This is a genomic window from Hypericibacter terrae (assembly GCF_008728855.1).
Classification (GTDB): domain Bacteria; phylum Pseudomonadota; class Alphaproteobacteria; order Dongiales; family Dongiaceae; genus Hypericibacter; species Hypericibacter terrae.
The window spans coordinates 4,563,002-4,580,031 of record NZ_CP042906.1 but is presented as its reverse complement, the minus strand read 5'-3'; the positions used below and the strand labels follow the sequence as shown (position 1 = coordinate 4,580,031).

Here is a 17,030-nt window from a genome sequence, read left to right as displayed (position 1 = left end):
CCGGGTCTCCTTTGCGCGGGGGGCGATCAGTCCGGAGGCTTGATCTCCGGAACGTCGATGGGGGCTGGCTTCAGGCCGGCGCAATGGCGCCGCCAGATGAGGCGATAGGCCCCCTCGAGCTTACGCGCGAAGCCGTCGGTATCGAAGAGCGGGGTCGTCAGGCGGTTGGCGGCGAGCTTCGCCTTCAGTGACGCGAGGGCATAGGCGTCACGGCCATAGCGCAGCACGATCTCGCGATATTGATCGAGGCTGTGCGCGACCAGCTCCGGCAGCCCCACCGCGCGCAGCAGGCTGGCGGAGACGCGGGCGGGAAAATAGGCGCCCTCGAGGGTCACCACCGGCAGGCCGGCCCAGAGCGCGTCGCTGGTGGTGGTGTGGCCGTTGACGATGCGCGGATCGAGCGCCAGGTCGGCGAGGCCGAGCCGGCGCAGATGACGCTGCGTCGTGGCGCGATCGGCGAAGATCAGCCGCGCCGGATCGACGTTACGTGCGGCGGCTTCCTTCTTCAGGTTGGGTTCGATGCCCTCATTGCTGCGCCAGAGCCACAGCACGGCATCCGGCAAGGCCTGCAGCAACTCCATCCAGAGCCCGAACATGACGGGTTCGATCTTGTAACCCTGGTTGAAGCTCGCCAGCACCAGCGCCTTTTCCGGCAGGCCCTGCGCCGCGCGGCTGGTGGGCTCGGCCCAGATCGGGCGTTCCCGGTCATTGACCTGGTAGGAGCCGGGCAGGCGGACGATCTGTTCCGTGAAATGGCGCTGCGCTTCGGGCGGCGTCACGACGGCATCGCCCAGCACATAGTCGAAGAAGCGCGCGCCGGTGGTGCCGGGAAACCCCAGCCAGGTCGCCTGCACCGGCGCCGGCCGCAGCGCCGGAATCTCGAGCCTGGCGCCGCTGGTCCAGCCCTTGAGGTCGACCAGGATGTCGACGCCGTCCTTGGCGATCGCCTGCGCGGCGCTGCCGGGGTCGAGCGCCGAGAGATCGCGGAAACGATCGGGCTCGCTCTGCGCGTTCTTCCGATAGTCGCTGCCGTCATCGGCATTGGTGGCATAGGCGAAGACTTCGACTTGCGTCCGGTCGTGCCGGCGCATCAGCCCGCGCATCAATTGCATCGTGGCATGGGCGGAGAAATCGCCGGAGAGATAACCCACCCGGATCCGGCCCTCGGGCCCGGGCCGCGCGACGGCGGGGAATTTCTGCTTGTAGGGCGCCATGCGCCGTTCCATTGCCTCCGCCCAGGAACGCGCGACGGCGGCGCAGATCTCGGGTTCCTCGGCGAAGGCAAGGATCGCAAAAGGCGTGATGCCGAGGCGCTGGCCTTTCGCCAGGGCGCGGGTCACTTGCGCGCGCAATCGCGCCTTGATCTCGCCGAGCCGGTCCCAGTCGGCCATATAGGCCAGCTCGAGCGCGTAGGCGGCGGTCGTGGTCTCGTCGTTGGGATCGACCGCGAGCGCGCGGCGGTAATATTCGATCGCCAGCGACGTCTTGCGTTCCGACCGCATGATGTTGCCGAGCAGCCGATGCGCATCGCGCTGGGCGGGGTCGCGCTCGATGGCGGCCTGCAGCGGCGCCACGGCCTCGGCGGCGCGTCCCAGCGGCATCAGCGCCCCGCCGCGGGCGGTGAGGGCCGGCGGATAATCGGGATTGAGGGCGAGCGCCCGATCCGCAAAGACGAGTGACTCGGCCAGCAGGCCCTTCTGGCGTGAGAGGCGCGAGCGCTCGACCAGCGCGTCGATATCGTTGGGGTCGCGCTCGATCGCGGCATCGAGCAGACGCTCGGCCTCGTCCTCGCGTTCGAGATCGATCAGGAGCGCCCCCAGCCTCGCCGCGATCGCCGGATGATCGGGCCGTTCGGCGCGCGCTGCCTCGAAGCTTTCGAGCGCCGCCGCGCGGTCCCCCTTGGCGGCCTGGACCACGCCGCGCTGCAGCCGGGCCTCGACGAAGGTCGGATCGCAGACCAGCGCCTGGTCCAACGCGGCGATCGCCTGGTCGTAGCGCCGCGATTGATAAAGGGGTGCCGCCTTGGCGACGAGATCGAGCGCGTCGGCGGTGCGCGCCGGGATCGCACCTTCGTCGAAGCGGGCGCCGGCCTTGCCGTCCTCGCCGATGGTCACGGCGATAGCGGCCGGCCGCAGGCCGCGGCGATGGCGCTCCATCATCGCGCCATAGGCGCCCTCGAGACCGCGGGCAAAGCGCTGGCTGTCGAAAAGCGGCATCGTCGAGCGACAGGTCGCGAGCTTGCTGCGCAGGGCCGCGAGCCGGCCCGGATCGCGCGCCAGGCGCAGCGCCAGCTCGCGATAACCGGCGAGGCTGCTCGTCACCAGCTCGGGCAGGCCGATGGCGCGCAGCAGGCTGGCCGAAACGCGGCTGGCGAAATGCCGGCCCCCGAGCGCGACGACCGGCAATCCGGCCCAGAGCGCATCGCTGGTGGTGGTGTGGCCGTTATAGATGCGCGTGTCGAGCGCCAGGTCGGCCAGTTGCAGCCGGCGCAGATGCTGCTCCTTGGGCAGCCGCGCCCCGAAATGCAGCCGCGCCGGATCGACGCCGCGGGCCCCGGCTTCGCGCCGGAGATTCTCCTCGATGATATCGTTCGGCTGCCAGAGCCAGAGGCGGGCCCGCGGCAGCGCCGTCAGGATCTCCATCCAAAGGCCGAACATGACCGGCTCGATCTTGAAGCCCTGGTTGAAGGAGCAGAAGACGAAGGCGTCGTCAGGCAGGCCGACGACGCTGCGCGAAGCCGGCTCCGTCCCGATCGCGCGCGCATCGTCGTTCGGCTGGTAGCTGTCCGGCAGCCACACCAGATGCTCGCTGAAATAGCGCGCGTCGGCCGGCGGCGCCACGGTGCGGTCGACCAGCGCATAGTCGTGATAGCGGCTGCCCAGCGTGCCGGGAAAGCCCAGCCAGGCGGCCTGGATCGGCGCCGGACGCAGCGCCGGAATCTCCAGGCGCGTCCAGGAGGTGTGCCCGGTCAGATCGACCAGGATATCGACCTCGTCGGCGACGATCCGCTCCGCGGCGCGGCGATGATCCAGGGCGCTGACATCGATGAAGGCGTCCGCGGCCTGGCGGATGCGCTCGCGCATCGCGCTCGTGTCCTCGGAGCCGTAGGCATAGGCATGGACCCGGACGGCCTGCCGGTCATGACGCTCAAGGCAGCGGACCATGAGCTGGGCCACCGCATGATCGCGGAAATCGCGCGACAGATAGCCGACCGTGATCGGTCCCTCGCGGCGCGGCGGTCGCGTCAGGACGAGCGGCGCGCCGGCACGGCGCTCGGCGGCGCGCGCCAGCGACGCCGAGATGCGAAGCGCGGCGCCGGAATCGTCGTCATAGCCGATCAGGGAAAAGGGCGCCTCGTAGAAATTGCGCCCCGTCATCAAGGCGGTCGCGCGCTGGCGCTGGACCTGCCGGCGCAAGGGGCCCAGCTCGCGCCAGTCGCAGGCCTGGTCCATCTGATGCAGAATGCGCGCCGCTACCATGTCGTTGCCGGGCTCGAGCCGTCGCGCTTCGCGTCCCGCCGCCAGGGCGTTGGTGAGCTCTCCCTTCAACCAGTAGGCCCCGGCGAGATCGCTGAAGGTCAGGGATTTGGGCTCGAGCTCGGCCGATCGCTTGAGGAGTGCGACCGCCGAGGGAACCCGCGCCAGGGCCAGCAGCACCAGCGCCTTCTGGCGCAGCGCATCGGCGTGATCGGGATTGCGCTGCAGCAGGCGGTCGATCGCGCTGACGGCCTCCTCATGGCGCCCGAGCTCGCGCAGGGCCGAGGCGAAATTGAGGATGGTGGTCGGGCCGAACGGATTGCGCGCGGCGGCGCGTTCCAGCGCCGGCAGGGCCTCGGCGAGACGGCCCTGGGCCGCCAGCAGCGAGCCCAGATTATGCTGCGCCTCGTCGTGATTGGGATTGAGCGCGACGACACGGCGCGCCATCGCCACCGCGACCTCGACATCGCCGCGGCCCGCCGCCATGACGCTCGCGAGATGCAGCGCCTCGATGTCGTCGGGCGTCTTCTCCAGGATCGCTTCGCAGATCGCCTTGGCCTCGGCGCGCTTCCCCGCCTGAAAGGCGGCAACCGCTGCGGCCAGGGCCGGGCTGTCGCCCGGCTTCGCGGCCGCGCCCGCCGGGCGCTCGATTTCAGCCATGGGGCGCCGCCTCCGGCTTCATCGGGCCCGGATCGATCAAGGCGGGCGCGAGGCCCGACCGATGGCGTTGCCACAGGGCGCGATAGACCGCTTCGAGATGGCGCGTGAAGCGCGGGCTGTCGAACAAGGGCTCGGTGCGGCAGTTGTGCGCGAGCTTTGCCTTCAATGCCGCCAGCGCTGCGGGATTGCGGGCAAGCGTGAGCGCGATCTCGCGATACTGCTCCAGATCGCCGGCGACCAGTTCGGGCAGGCCGATGGCCTGGAGCACGCTGGCCGTTACCCGCGCCGGGTAATGCCGGCCCCGCAAGGTCAGCACGGGCAGCCCCGCCCAGAGCGCATCGCTGCTGGTGGTGTGGCCGTTATAGATTCGCGTGTCGAGCGCGAGATCGGCCAGGCCGAGCCGGCGCAAATGGACCGGCTTCTCCGGCCGGTCCGCGAAGATCAGGCGCTCCGGCGCCACGCCGCGGGTTGCCGCTTCGCGCTGCAGGGCGGCCGGCGCCAGCGCATTGAGGCGATGCAGCCAGAGCACCGATCCGTGGATCTCGCGCAGCAGGCCCATCCAGAGATCGAACAGCACCGGCTCGAACTTGTAGCCCTGGTTGAAGGAGCAGAAGACGAAGCCGGTCTCGGGCAGCCCATAGTCGGCACGGTTGGCCGATCCGGCCGCAATCGGCTGGCGATCGTCATTGGGCTGGAAGGTCTCGGGCAGATAAGCCAGCTGCTCGCTATAGAGAGCGGCCTGGTCGGGCGGGCTCACGATGCGGTCGGTCAGGAGATAGTCGAAGTAATCGGCGCCGCTGCTGCCGGGGAATCCCAGCCATCCGACCTGCAGGGGCGCGGGCCGCAGCGCCGGGATCTCGAGCCGGTGGCCCGCCGTGTGCAGCGTGAGGTCGATCAGGATGTCGATTCCGTCCCGCGCGATGCGCTCGGCCGAGGCGCGATGATCCATGTCGCGGATATCGACGAACTCGTCCACCGCCGCCATGACCCGCCGGCGCAGCGCGCTGCGATCGTCGGAGCCGGTCGAGTATGCCGTGGTCGCGAACTGCCGGCGATCATGCAGCTCCAGCGTGCGCACCAGCAGCTGCGACACGGCATGTTCGCAGAAATCGGCCGAGAGATAGCCGAGACGGATGCGCTCGTCCGATCTTGCGGCGCGCGGGGCCCGGGCCAGCGGCGGTCCGGCGCGGCGCTGGGCCGCGCGCGCATGGGCGGCGGCGAGCACCAGGGCGGCCTGGGGATCTTCTTCATAGGTCAGGATGGCGAGGGGCGTCTCGGCCGGTCTGCGGCCTTGCGCCAGGGCCTTCACCGTCTGCCGACGCACATGAGGCCGGAGCCGCGCGGCTTCCGCCCAGTCGCAGGCCTGGTCGAAGAGATGGAGCAATCGCGCGGCGGCCCCTTCGTCCTTCGGGTCGAGCGCCAGGGCCTGTCGGGCGGCAGTCATCGCGTCGTCGAGCCGGCCCTCCATCCGCAGCACGCCGGAAAGTTCGCCGAAGACGGCGGCCTGGGGCGCGAGGCGAAGCGAGCGTTCGAAGGCGAGGATGGCCTCGGGCCTGCGATCGAGCTGGCTGAGCACAATCCCCCGCTGACGCCAGCCCTCGGCATGATCGGGATTGCGTTGCAGGACCCGGTCGACCGCGACCAGGGCTTCGGCCGGCCGGCCTAGCTCGCGCAGGGCCGAGGCCAGGTTGAGCAGCGCGTCCGGCAGATCGGGATTTCGCGCGACCGCGCCTTCGAGCCACGGGAGCGCCTCGGCGAGGCGTCCCTGCCGCGCGAGGACGGCGCCCAGATTGCGCTGCGCCTCGGCATGATCGGGCCTGCGTCCGAGCACGCGACGCTCGGCGGCGACGGCACCGTCGAGATCGCCTTGGCCCGCGGCGATCACGCCGAGGAGATGCCAGGCTTCGATCGCATCGGGGGCGTCCGGCCGGATCGTCTCGCACAGCGAGCGGGCGTCAGCGAGCTTGCCGGCGCGAAAGGCCTCGATCGCGCGGGCAAGAACGCCGCCGCTGGTTCCGGCGGCTTTCCGCGGCGGCGGCGCGCCGCGAGATTTCGAGCTAGCCATCGCGGCGCGCCCCGGGGGCCGGCACGGCGATTTCGATCAGCGCCGGGGCCAGGCCCAGCTCATGGCGCGCCCAGGCGGCGTGATAGACCGCTTCGAGATTGCGCGTGAAGCGGGGGCTGTCGAACAGCGGCAGGGTGGTCCGGTTGCGCGCCAGGCGCGCCTTGACGTTGGCGAGTGCCGCCGGATCGCGCGCCAGCCGGAGCGCGATGTTGCGATAGCCCTCGAGGCTCGTCGCCACCAGATCGGGCATGCCGATCGCGGTCAGCACGCTGGCGGAGACGCGCGAGGCATATTGGCTCCCCAGCAGCGTGAGGACCGGCAGCTTCGCCCAGAGCGCGTCGCTGGTGGTGGTGTGTCCGTTGTAGAGGCGCGTATCGAGGGCGAGGTCGGCGAGGCCCAGGCGGCGCAGATGGACCGGCTTCTCCGGCCGGTCCGCGAAGACGAGGCGCTCCGGTGCCACGCCCCGCTTCGCCGCTTCGCGCCGCAGATTGACCGGCGCCACCTCGTTGTTGCGATGGAGCCACAACACGGAGTCCGGCAGGTCGCGCAACAGGCCCATCCAGATGTCGAACAGGACCGGCTCGATTTTGTAGGGCTGGTTGAAGGAGCAGAAGACGAAGCCGGTCTCGGGCAGGCCATATTCCGCGCGCTTCGAGATTCCGGGCGCGACCGGCTGCCGGTCGTCGTTGGGCTGGAAGGTCTCGGGCAGATAGGCCAGCTGCTCGCTGTAATAGGGGGCCTGGTCGGGCGGCGTGACGATCTTGTCGGTCAGCAGGTAATCGAAGAAGTCGGCGCCGCTGCTGCCCGGGTAACCCAGCCATCCCATCTGGATCGGGGCCGGACGCAGGGCCGAGATCTCCAGCCTTGCGCCCGTGGTGTGCAGGGTCAGGTCGATCAGGATATCGACCTCGTCCGCGGCGATCCGTTCGGCCGCCGCGCGGTGATCATGGTCGCGGATGTCGATGAAGGCGTCGACCCCGTCGCGAACCCGCTCGCGCAGGGCGCTGCGGTCCTCCGCACCGGTCGAATAGGCCCAAACCTTGAACTGCGCCCGGTCATGCAGCTCGAGCGTGCGCACCAGCAGCTGGGAGACCGCATGATTGCGGAAATCGGTCGAGAGATAACCGAGCTTGAGGCGCCGCCCGCCGTCGCGGGCCCGCGCCGGCAGGACCAGCTTGGGGCCCGCCCGTTGCGCCGCCTGCCGGCTCATGGCCTCCGCGATGGCGCGGTTGCGGGCCGGATCCTCGGCATGCGCGAGACTGAGGAAGGCCGCCTCGGCGGGCGCCTCGCCCTTGGCCAGCGCCTCGTCGGTCAAGGCATCGACCGTCGGCTTGAGCCGCTGCGCCTCGTCCCAGTCGCAGCATTGCAGCGCCTGATTGAAGAGACGGGGGATCGCCTGCGGATGGCGCGGCGCCGCGACCAGCGCGCGCCGGAAGCAATCGGTCGCTTCGGTCATGGTTTTCAGCTGCGCCAACACGTCGCCCAGCGCAACCAGCGTGTCGGGATCTTCGGGGGCCACGGCCAGCGACGCCTTGAACGACGCGATGGCGGCGTCGCGATCGTTGCGCAGCAGCTGGGCCAGTCCGATGCTGCGATGCAGGCTGACGGCATCGCCACCGCCTTCAAGCGCCAGGCGGTAATGCCGGATCGCCTCCTCGCAGGCGCCGCGATCGAGCGCCAGAGTGCCCAGGTTGAAATGCGCCGACGACAATCCGGGCTGCAGGGCCAGCGCGCGCTGCAGGGCGAGACGGGCTTCGTCGCTCCGGTGGCTGGCGCGCAGGGCGACGCCGAGATTGACCAGCGTGTCGAGATGGTCGGGGCGCAGGGCGAGTGCGCGGGCGAAGGCGCGCAGCGCGCCGTCATGGTCGCCGCCGGACAGCCGCAGATTGCCGAGCGCGAACTGCGCGTCGGCATTGTCGGGCGCCAGCTGTGCGACCGCTTCGGCTTCGGCCCGGGCTTCCGCCAGCGCGTCCAGCGCCCGCAGGCTGCGCACCAGCATCAGCCGGCCGCCGATATGGTTGGGTGCCAGCTTGGCCGCGGCCTCGAAATGGACCCGCGCTTCGGCATGGCGCCTCTGGCTGGCGAGGAGCGCCCCCAGATTGCGCCGTCCCTCGGCATGGTCGGGCGCCAGCTTGATCAGGCGCTGACTGGCGGCGATCGCGGTGGCCGTATCTCCGCTCGAGGCCGCCGCCGCCGCATAGAGATGCAGCACGTCGCGATTGTCCGACGCGATCTCCAGCAGAATCTTGCATTGCCGGCAGGCATCGGCGGCGCGGCCCTCGGAGAAGGCCTTCACCGCGGAATCGAACAGAGCGGAGGGATCGCCGCCGACGGCCTTGCGCTCGGGCGGAGGTGGACGCTCGGTCATCGTCCCGCCACCTTAGGTGCCGACAGCGACCGCAGCGCGGCCAGCATCTCGCTCACCGGAGGCTTCCAGTCGCCGGGGCTGGTCTGGCGGAAGAGGCGCGCGCTGCGATACCAGGGCGTGTCGCTGCGTTCCAGCATCCAGCGCCAGTCGGGCACGAAGGGGATCAGGATCCAGACCGGCCGATCGAGGCTGCCCGCCAGATGCGCGACCGCGGTGTCGACGCTGACGACCAGATCGAGCCCCGCCATGACCGCCGCGGTGTCGGCGAAATCGCCCAGATCCGACCCCAGATCGAGAATGCGATCCTGCCAGCCGTTCTTCGCGATCTCGGCCACCGCCGGCCCCTTCTGCAAGGAGACGAACGAGGCGTCGCTGCCATCGATCAGGGGACGCAACTGCGCCAGCGCCATGGAGCGATTCCGATCGTTGATGAATCCGGGATTGCCGCGCCACACGAGTCCCACGCGCAAGCCCGGCAGTCCCTGCAATCGCGGCGCCCAGCGTCCGATCAGCGCCGGCTTCGCCGCCAGGTTCGGCAGCCTCGGCGGGATCGTCGCCAAGGTCGTCTCGAACAGGATCGGCAGGTCCAGCAAAGGCACGGCGAGATCGAAGCCAGGCAGCGTCGAACCTTGGGGGACGATCGTTATGTCTTCGTGAAAGGGCTGGAACAAACCGGCGAGGGCCGGCGGGCATTCGAACAGGACCCGCCCGCCGCGGGCGGCGGCCAGCGGCAAATAGCGGGCGAACTGGATGATGTCGCCCAAACCCTGTTCGGGATAGACCAGCAGCGTCCGGCCGGCGAAATTCTCGCCCGTCCAGACCGGCACCGGATAGCGCCGTGCCAGACTCGCATGGCGATCGATATACCAGCGTGACCGGTATTCCGGCCAACCCTCGGCAAAGCGGCCGAGCGTGAGGCGCATCAGCGAGAGCGACAGCTTGGCGTCGACATTGGCCGGTTCCATGGCGTGCAGCCGCTCGAAATAGGTGATGGCTTCCTCGAAGCGCCCGCTGTTGCGGGCGAGCGTGCCCAGCCGTTGCGCCAGGCCCGCATCCAGGCGGGCTTGCGACAAGCGGTCGAGGATCGCCCCGGCTTCGGCCAGGTCGCCGCGGTCGACCGCGAGCAGTCCCTGCAGGGCGATCACCTGGAGGTCGTCGGGGGCCAGGGCCTGGGCGCGTGCCAGCAGCCGCGTCGCCTCGTCGATCTCGCCGAGGCGGCCGAGCGCGGAGCCGAGATTCATCAGCGCGCTGACGAAGTCGGGACGGACCGCCAGTGCGCGCCGATAGAAAGGGACCGATTCGGCGACCGCCTCGCGCTTGTGCAGCAGGCGGGCGAGGTTATAGGCGCCGTCGACATGATCGGGTTGGCGCTCCAGCACCGTCCGATAGTTCGCCTCGGCTTCCTGCAGCCGGCCGGCGTTCTCCAGCATGGTGGCGAGGGTGAAATGGAAATCGGCGTTGGCGGGCTGCAGCGCCACCGCCGCGGCCGCGGCCTCGACGGCGTCGGCCGGGCGGCCGGCGGAGCGGAACACCACGGCGAGATTGGCGCGGAAGAGCGCCACCTTGGGTGCCAGGGCGCAGGCGCGCCCGATCAGCCGCGCCGCCTCCTGGGACGATCCCTGCTGTTCCCTGATCAGCCCCAGGAGATGCAGGGTCTCGGGGTCGTCGGCGAGGTGCGCCAGCCGCGTCTCGTAGAGGCGCGCCGCGTCCTCGAATCGTCCGGCACGGTGCAGCGCGAGACCTTGCTCGATCGAGGGCGCCTCGCTGGCAGCGCGGATTTCGGGATCGGAGCCGGACACCGCGGCGGGACGGGCTCTCAGCGCTCGATGCGACGCAGATATTGGCCGACGAAATCCATGCCGACCAACCCGGCGTAGGCGTCGATGAGCTGCCGGGTGACAGGCCCCGGGATGGCGGTCTCGGCCACGGCACGGCCATTGATGCTGCGCACCGGGCAGATGCAGAGGCTGGTCGAGGTCAGGAAGGCCTCGTCGGCCGTGTAGGCGTCGTAGAGATCGATGTCGCGCTCCTGATGCGGGATCTTGAGCTTCGCCGCGAGCTCGAGCGTGACCGCGCGCGAGACGCCGGGCAGCACATAGCGCGATTGCGGCGTCATCACGATGCCGTCCCGCACCATGAAGAAATTGCTGCCGGTGCCCTCGGCGATATTGCCGTCGGCATCGAGCAGGATCGCCCAGCCTTTGGGGTTGCGCTCGCGCGCCTCGAGATCGCCCATGGTCAGGTTGAGATAATTATGGGTCTTGGCGCGCGGGCTCAGCATGTCGGGGGCTGCGCGCCGGACCGAGGGCACCACCACCTCGATGCCGTCGCGGAACAGTGTCGCACGCTGCTTCAGCGGCAGCGGTTTGCACTCGACGATCACCGTCGGCCGCGCGTCGCTGCTGACCGTGAGGTCGTCGGCCGGCACGCCGCGCGAGATGCGCTGGCTGACCCAGTAATCGTCGTCCTTGTCCAGGAGATGCGTGTTGCGCGCGAACACATCCTCGGTGATCGCGCTCATTTCCTTGGGGCTGAGGCCCGGATCGATCTTGAGATAGCGCAGCGAGCGATAGAGGCGGTCGAGATGTTCCTTGAGACGGAAGATCTTGTGGCCGAACGAGCGCGCCGTGTCGAAGGCGGCGTCGCCGGCGAGGAAGCCGCGATCGCGAAACGGGATCAGCACGTCGCTTTCGGGCACGACGCGCCCGTTGAAATAAGCGACCCGTTCATTCGCCAAGGAGGACATTGCGGTTCGACTCCCATTGCTGAAGGCCGGAGAGCCCCGGTCGACCCCCGGCGTGACAATTGCCGGCTCGGATCATAGGCGGCGGGTCGCGAGGCCGAAAGGGCGGAGCCGCGAAAGCTCAGGTGGCGGGAGCGAGTCCCGCGCGCCGGGGCGCCAGCGCGGCCGCCGTCGCGCCATGACGGAGGAGATCGGCGGGCAGCTCGCCCGATTCGATCAGGCCCTTGAGGCCGCGCGCCAGGGGCTCGGCCAGCATGATGCCGTAGCCGCCCTGTCCGGCGAGCCAATAGAAGCCTTCGGCCAGCGGATCGGCGCCCACGACCGGGCTGTAATCGGCGACGAAGCTGCGCAGGCCCGCCCATTGATGCGCCAGCCTGCGGACCTGGAGCGTCGTGGTGCGCTCGAGCCAATCCACCAGATGGGCGACATCCATCTCGTCGGGCTGGGCGTCGCAGGGCGGCGAGGGAGTCTCGTCGCCGGGCGAGACCATCAGCCTTGTGCCGCTGTCGGGCCGGAAATAATGCTCGTTGCTGCAGTCGTCGAGCGCCGGCCAGCGCGCCGGATCGCTGCCGGGCGGAAGATCGACCAGGATGGCGGTGCGCCGCTTGGGTACCAGGCCCACCGGCGGCAGGCCCGCCAGGGCCGCGATCTCGTCGGCCCAGGCGCCGGCGGCGTTGATCAGGATCGGCGCGGCCGCCGCGACCTCCCCGGCCCGAATCTGCCAGCGCCCCTGCCGCCGCTCGATCCGATCCACCCGCGCATCGCAGACCAGCTCGCCGCCGCGGCGGCGAAAGCCGGTGAGGAAGCCCTGATGGATCGCCGCCACGTCCATATCCTCGATGTCGATCTCGAACAGCGCGCGGGCGATCCCCTCGCGCCGCAGGATCGGCACCTGGCGAATCGCTTCCTCGGGCGTGATCTCATGGATCTCATGGCCGGGACCGGAGAGCGCCAGCCTTTCCTCGAAGGTCTCGCTTTCCGAAGGACCCGCGATGGCGATGGCGCCTCGCGGCTTGACCATCGGATGCTCGGCGAAGCCGGCGGGCGGGCGATCGAGGAAGGGGCGGCCCGCCAGGATCAGGGCGCGCACCACGTCGTTGCCATAGTTGGGCGTATAGAGCGCCGCCGACCGGCCGGTCGAATGATAGCCGGGGCGCGACTCGGCCTCGAGCATCAGCACGCGCCGTCCGGACGCCAGCTCATAGGCCGCCGCCGCGCCCGAGATGCCGGCGCCGGTCACGATGGCGTCGAAGGGTCGGGTCATGAGAGCGGGAACTCCGGGAGGGGCGAGAAGAACATCAGGCGGCAAAGGCCAGAGTGGCGCGTCGCGAGACGATATGGAAGCGCAGCGCCAGCAGGCACATGGCCACGATCAGGCTGACGAACAGCCCCCAGATCAATCCGACCGTGCCCCAACCGGCGGTGAAGGCCAGTGCATAGCAGAGAGGGACACCCACCAGCCAGAAGCTCAAGCCGGCGATCAAGGTCGGCATGACGGCGTCGGCGGCACCCCGGACCGCGCCCGTCAGCACCCCCTGGGCGCCGTCGGCGAGAATGAACCAGGCGGTGATGGTCATGAGCTGCAGAGCGAGGGCCCGGACGTCGGCCTCGTCGCTGTAGAAGCCGACCACCCATCCGGGCGCCAGGGTGAGGATCAGGGTGGCACCGATCATGGACGGGAACACCAGCCCCGCCCCCACCCATCCCGCGCGTGCCAGCCCGACCGCATCGCGCCGGCCATGGGCGTTGGCCACGCGCACCGCCGTCGCGGTCGCGAGGCCGAGCGCCAGCATGTAGATGAGCGCGTTGAAATTGAGCGCGATCTGGTAAGCCGCGAGCGAGGTTTCGCCCAGCCAGCCTGCGAAGGTCGCCGCCGCCATGAAGGCCGCGGCCTCGAAGCCGACGCTGAGCGCCAGCGGCGCGCCCAGCCGGATCATCGCGCCGATCTGCCCGAAGGTCCCCTTGAGCGGCGCCCAGATTCCGAAGCGCGCATGGTCACGCATCGTGAGCGCATAAGCCGCCAGGGCCAGGAACATGAGCCAGCGCGTGATCGAGGTGGCGAGCACGGCGCCTTCGGCACCCATCGCCGGCAGGCCGCCATGGCCGCCGATCATCAACCAATTGAGGCCGGCATTGGCGACATTGGCGAGGATGGTGACGATCATGCCGGGCCGCGGCCGGCTGACGCCCTCGAGAAATCCCGCGGTCGCCACATAGAGCATGATGCCCGGCATGCCGATCGCCCACATCAGCAGCACCTTGCCCCCGGCGGCGGCCAGGACCGGTTCCTGCCCCAGCAGCAGCAGCAGCCCTTCGCCATGGGCCAGGATCAGCGCGTCCACCAGGCCGATGGCGGCCGCGAGCATCAGGGCCAGCCGCCAGATCCGCCCGCAGAGCCCTTGCCGGCCGGCGCCGTCGGCCTGGGCGGTCAGGACGGTGGCGCCGATCAAGAGCCCGAATCCGACCGACAGCAGCAGCATCTGGGGCGCGAAGGCGATGGCGTAGTGCGCCAATTCTTCGCCGCCGGCCTGGCCGACCATCACGGTATCGACCGTGATCATGACCACCAGCCCGGCCCGGGCCAGCATCACGGGGAGGGCGAGTGCGACCGTCCGTCGCACATGGTGGCCGATTCCGTGACTTACGGCGCCCTGGCGCGGGATTTCGGGCGCTTTGTTGGTTACCGAATCAATCAATTGCCGGAGCCTGCTATCAAAAGGCTGTAGCCGCCAAATTGCTGCGAATGCAGGGCGAACTTAACCACGGTTTAAACGGGTCCGGGGGATACAGGAACCCCCGAAGGATTGCCCGAATGGCCAGCACCGCCGCCGTACCCCGAGAGTCCCGACCGCCCTTCAAACAGCGCTTCAAGGCGTGGTGGGAAGGCGTGGAGCTGGACGACGTGGCCTCGGCCGAGAGGAACAAGCAAACCCCCGGCCAGAAGGACACCGTCCGCCGGGCCAAGATCGACAAGAAACCCGCCTTCGAGTGGGAAACGCCCCGGATCAAAGTGCTGCAGACCATCTGGGGCCCCGGCTGCGCCGTGCCGGGCGACAAGGATTTCTGCCTGTGGCTGGCCAAGCCCTGCGGCCTCGACCCGACCATGACGGTCGCCGAGCTGGGGGCCGGCCTCGGCGGCTTCACCCGCGCCCTGCATCAGGAATTCGGCCTCTGGATCACCGGCTTCGAGCAGGACTCCGAGCTCGCCCGCGCCGCCATGGAATATTCGGTGATGGCGGGGCTGGGGAAAAAGGCGCCGATCTCGGTGTTCGATCCCGAGATGCTGGAGCTGAAGGAAAGCGCCTATGACTGCATCTTCTCGCGCGACATCTTCTACGGGGTGAAGGACAAGAACCGGCTGCTGCAGACCGTCGAGAAGGCGCTGAAGCCCCGCGGCCAGCTGCTCTTCACCGACTTCGTGCGCACCGGTTCGACCAGCGAGATGCGGCCCACCTACATGGCCTGGCAGCCCGGCGAGCCGGTGGCGGCCGATCCCTGGACCGTCCAGAAATACCAGACCGCCTGCGCGGAACGCCGGCTGGACCTGCGGGTCAGCGAGGACCTCACCAAGCTGGTGCGCACCAACGTCATCAAATGCCTGGCCGACCTGCTCGACAAATCCGAGATCCTCAAAAGCGATCCGCGGATGGCCGAGCCCCTGACCCAGCATGTCGCCCTCTGGACCCGCCGGGTGGCCGCCATCGACAGCGGCGATATCGGCTTCTTCCGCTTCCACGCCTTCAAGACCGGCGTCGATAAAATGCTGTCGGACTGGTAGGTTAGGGACGATCGATCGCCGCATCCCGCGACGGTTGACAGGCTCCGGCCGCCCCACTATGGTCCGGCGCTTCGCGCGGTACCGGAGGGCCCCTAAAGGACCCGCCGGAGCTGTGCCTCCGAAACCTCGAGACGTTGCCTAGCAAGGACCGCCATCATGAAGGTCGTCAATTCGCTGAAGTCGGCCAAGAAGCGCCACAAGGACTGCCGCATCGTCCGGCGCAAGGGGCGCGTCTACGTCATCAACAAGACCAACCCGCGGTTCAAGGCCCGCCAGGGCTGATCCGCCGCGCCCTTTCATCAGGGCGCCGGTCTTCGACGTTTCCTGATCTTGGACTGACTCGCACGGCCGCATCAGCGGCCGTTGTCGATTCCGGCTCGCTTGCGGCACAACGCGGCTGAGGCCAGAGTGCCGTCAACGGTCAGAAGCGGAACGCCTCTCATGTCCCTGAAGATGCCGGAGCCCGATCAGGCCACGATCCGCCGCCGACGCGACATCGCGGCGGCGCTCGGCACGATCTTGCCGCCGGATGCGATCGTGGTCGAGGAATCGATGCGCCGGGTCTATGAGAGCGACGGGCTCAGCGCCTATCGGCAGTTGCCGCTGCTGGTGACGCTGCCGCGGACGACGGCCGAGGTCGCCGCGGTCCTCTCCTATTGTCATCGCGAGGGCATCAAGGTGGTGCCGCGCGGGGCCGGCACCAGCCTCAGCGGCGGCGCCCTGCCGCTGGCCGACGGCATCCTACTCGGCATGGCCCGCTTCAACCGCGTGCTCGATATCGATCCGGCCAATCGCTGCGCCGTGGTCCAGCCGGGCGTCACCAATCTCGCCATCAGCGAGGCGGTCAAGGGGCTCGGCTTCTATTACGCGCCCGATCCCTCGAGCCAGATTGCCTGCACCATCGGCGGCAATGTGGCCGAGAATTCGGGCGGGGTTCATTGCCTCAAATACGGCCTCACCACCAACAATGTGCTGGGCGTCGAGATGGTGCTGATCGACGGCACCGTGATCCGGCTCGGCGGCAAGCATCTGGACGCGGCCGGCTACGATCTTCTCGGCATCGTCATCGGCTCGGAAGGTTTGCTCGGCGTCGTGACCGAGGTCACGGTGCGCATCCTGCCGCGCCCCGAACATGCCTGCGCGCTGCTGGTCGCCTTTCCGACGAACGAGCAGGCTGGCAATTGCGTCTCGGCGGTGATCGCCGCCGGGATCGTGCCGGCCGGTATGGAGATGATGGACCGGCCGGCCATTCATGCCGCCGAGGATTTCGTCCATGCCGGCTATCCGCTCGATTGCGAGGCGCTGCTGATCATCGAACTGGACGGGCCGCGGGCCGAGGTCGACGAGCTCAAGGCGCGGGTCGAGGCGATCGCGCGCGAGCGCGGCGCCAGCTCGATCGCCGTCAGCCAGACCGAGGAAGAGCGCCTGCGATTCTGGGCCGGCCGCAAGGCGGCGTTTCCGGCCGTGGGCCGCATTTCGCCCGACTATTACTGCATGGACGGCACCATTCCGCGCCGCGAGCTGCCGCGCGTCCTGACCGAGATGCGCCGGATGTCGGAGCATTACGGCTTGCGCTGCGCCAATGTCTTCCATGCGGGCGACGGCAATCTCCATCCGCTGATTCTCTACGACGCCAACCAGCCGGGCGAGCTGGAGCGGGCCGAGGCCTTCGGCGCCGACATCCTGAAGCTCTGCGTCAAGGTCGGCGGCGTGCTGACGGGGGAGCATGGGGTCGGCGTCGAGAAGCGCGACCTGATGGGCGTCATGTTCAACGAGGCCGATCTCGCCCAGCAGCAGCGCCTCAAATGCGCCTTCGACGAGGGCGGCCTGCTCAATCCCGGCAAGGTGTTCCCCGAGCTCCATCGCTGCGCCGAGCTGGGCCGGATGCATATCCATGCCGGCCGGTTGCCGCATCCCGATCTGCCGCGATTCTGAATTCC

Annotated in this window: 10 protein-coding genes; 3 read left to right on the top strand and 7 right to left on the bottom strand. The window is 69.3% G+C overall.

The window, feature by feature from the left end; genetic code table 11:
• Positions 1-26 precede the first annotated feature (26 nt).
• The 7 genes from FRZ44_RS21050 to FRZ44_RS21020 form a co-directional block, all read right to left on the bottom strand.
• Entirely contained in the window at positions 27-4,136 is a 4,110-nt protein-coding gene (locus tag FRZ44_RS21050) for an O-linked N-acetylglucosamine transferase, SPINDLY family protein (RefSeq protein ID WP_151179022.1), read from the bottom strand.
• A complete protein-coding gene (locus FRZ44_RS21045; protein WP_151179021.1) occupies positions 4,129-6,201 on the bottom strand; it encodes an O-linked N-acetylglucosamine transferase, SPINDLY family protein in 2,073 nt (690 codons plus the stop codon). The genes FRZ44_RS21050 and FRZ44_RS21045 overlap by 8 nt, the downstream gene beginning before the upstream one ends.
• A complete protein-coding gene (locus FRZ44_RS21040) occupies positions 6,194-8,569 on the bottom strand; it encodes a tetratricopeptide repeat protein (RefSeq protein WP_151179020.1) in 2,376 nt (791 codons plus the stop codon). The genes FRZ44_RS21045 and FRZ44_RS21040 overlap by 8 nt, the downstream gene beginning before the upstream one ends.
• Positions 8,566-10,368: a tetratricopeptide repeat protein gene (locus FRZ44_RS21035; RefSeq protein WP_151179019.1), complete on the bottom strand. Its 1,803-nt coding sequence runs from the start codon at positions 10,366-10,368 to the stop codon at positions 8,566-8,568. Before FRZ44_RS21035 ends, FRZ44_RS21040 begins: the two co-directional genes overlap by 4 nt.
• A 17-nt stretch (positions 10,369-10,385) precedes the next feature.
• Positions 10,386-11,315, bottom strand: coding sequence for an aminotransferase class IV (locus tag FRZ44_RS21030; RefSeq protein ID WP_151179018.1), 930 nt, complete (start codon positions 11,313-11,315; stop codon positions 10,386-10,388).
• Positions 11,316-11,433: 118 nt separating this feature from the next.
• The gene (locus tag FRZ44_RS21025; RefSeq protein WP_151179017.1) at positions 11,434-12,576 is read right to left on the bottom strand and encodes an NAD(P)/FAD-dependent oxidoreductase; all 1,143 of its coding nucleotides are present in this window, start codon (positions 12,574-12,576) and stop codon (positions 11,434-11,436) included.
• 34 nt (positions 12,577-12,610) lie between these two features.
• On the bottom strand, positions 12,611-13,933 hold the full coding sequence (locus FRZ44_RS21020) for an MATE family efflux transporter (RefSeq protein WP_151179016.1): 1,323 nt from the start codon (positions 13,931-13,933) through the stop codon (positions 12,611-12,613).
• A 191-nt stretch (positions 13,934-14,124) separates the two neighbouring features.
• On the opposite strand from FRZ44_RS21020, the gene FRZ44_RS21015 reads away from it, so the two are divergent.
• From FRZ44_RS21015 to FRZ44_RS21005, 3 genes are all read left to right on the top strand, one after another.
• Entirely contained in the window at positions 14,125-15,090 is a 966-nt protein-coding gene (locus FRZ44_RS21015) for an SAM-dependent methyltransferase (protein WP_191908223.1), read from the top strand.
• A 156-nt stretch (positions 15,091-15,246) separates the two neighbouring features.
• Positions 15,247-15,372, top strand: a complete 126-nt coding sequence (gene ykgO, locus FRZ44_RS21010; protein ID WP_151119403.1) for a type B 50S ribosomal protein L36 — start codon at positions 15,247-15,249, stop codon at positions 15,370-15,372.
• Between the two features lie 165 nt (positions 15,373-15,537).
• Positions 15,538-17,025 carry an FAD-linked oxidase C-terminal domain-containing protein gene (locus tag FRZ44_RS21005; RefSeq protein WP_225308719.1) on the top strand — a complete coding sequence of 496 codons (1,488 nt, stop codon included), beginning with the start codon at positions 15,538-15,540 and terminating at the stop codon, positions 17,023-17,025.
• Positions 17,026-17,030: the final 5 nt, after the last annotated feature.

Coding starts and splice junctions, on each gene's coding strand:
- FRZ44_RS21050 (WP_151179022.1), bottom strand. CDS start 4,136: ATGGCTGAAATCGAGCGCCCGGCGGGCGCGGCCGCGAAGCCGGGCGAC.
- FRZ44_RS21045 (WP_151179021.1), bottom strand. CDS start 6,201: ATGGCTAGCTCGAAATCTCGCGGCGCGCCGCCGCCGCGGAAAGCCGCC.
- FRZ44_RS21040 (WP_151179020.1), bottom strand. CDS start 8,569: ATGACCGAGCGTCCACCTCCGCCCGAGCGCAAGGCCGTCGGCGGCGAT.
- FRZ44_RS21030 (WP_151179018.1), bottom strand. CDS start 11,315: ATGTCCTCCTTGGCGAATGAACGGGTCGCTTATTTCAACGGGCGCGTC.
- FRZ44_RS21025 (WP_151179017.1), bottom strand. CDS start 12,576: ATGACCCGACCCTTCGACGCCATCGTGACCGGCGCCGGCATCTCGGGC.
- FRZ44_RS21015 (WP_191908223.1), top strand. CDS start 14,125: ATGGCCAGCACCGCCGCCGTACCCCGAGAGTCCCGACCGCCCTTCAAA.
- ykgO (WP_151119403.1), top strand. CDS start 15,247: ATGAAGGTCGTCAATTCGCTGAAGTCGGCCAAGAAGCGCCACAAGGAC.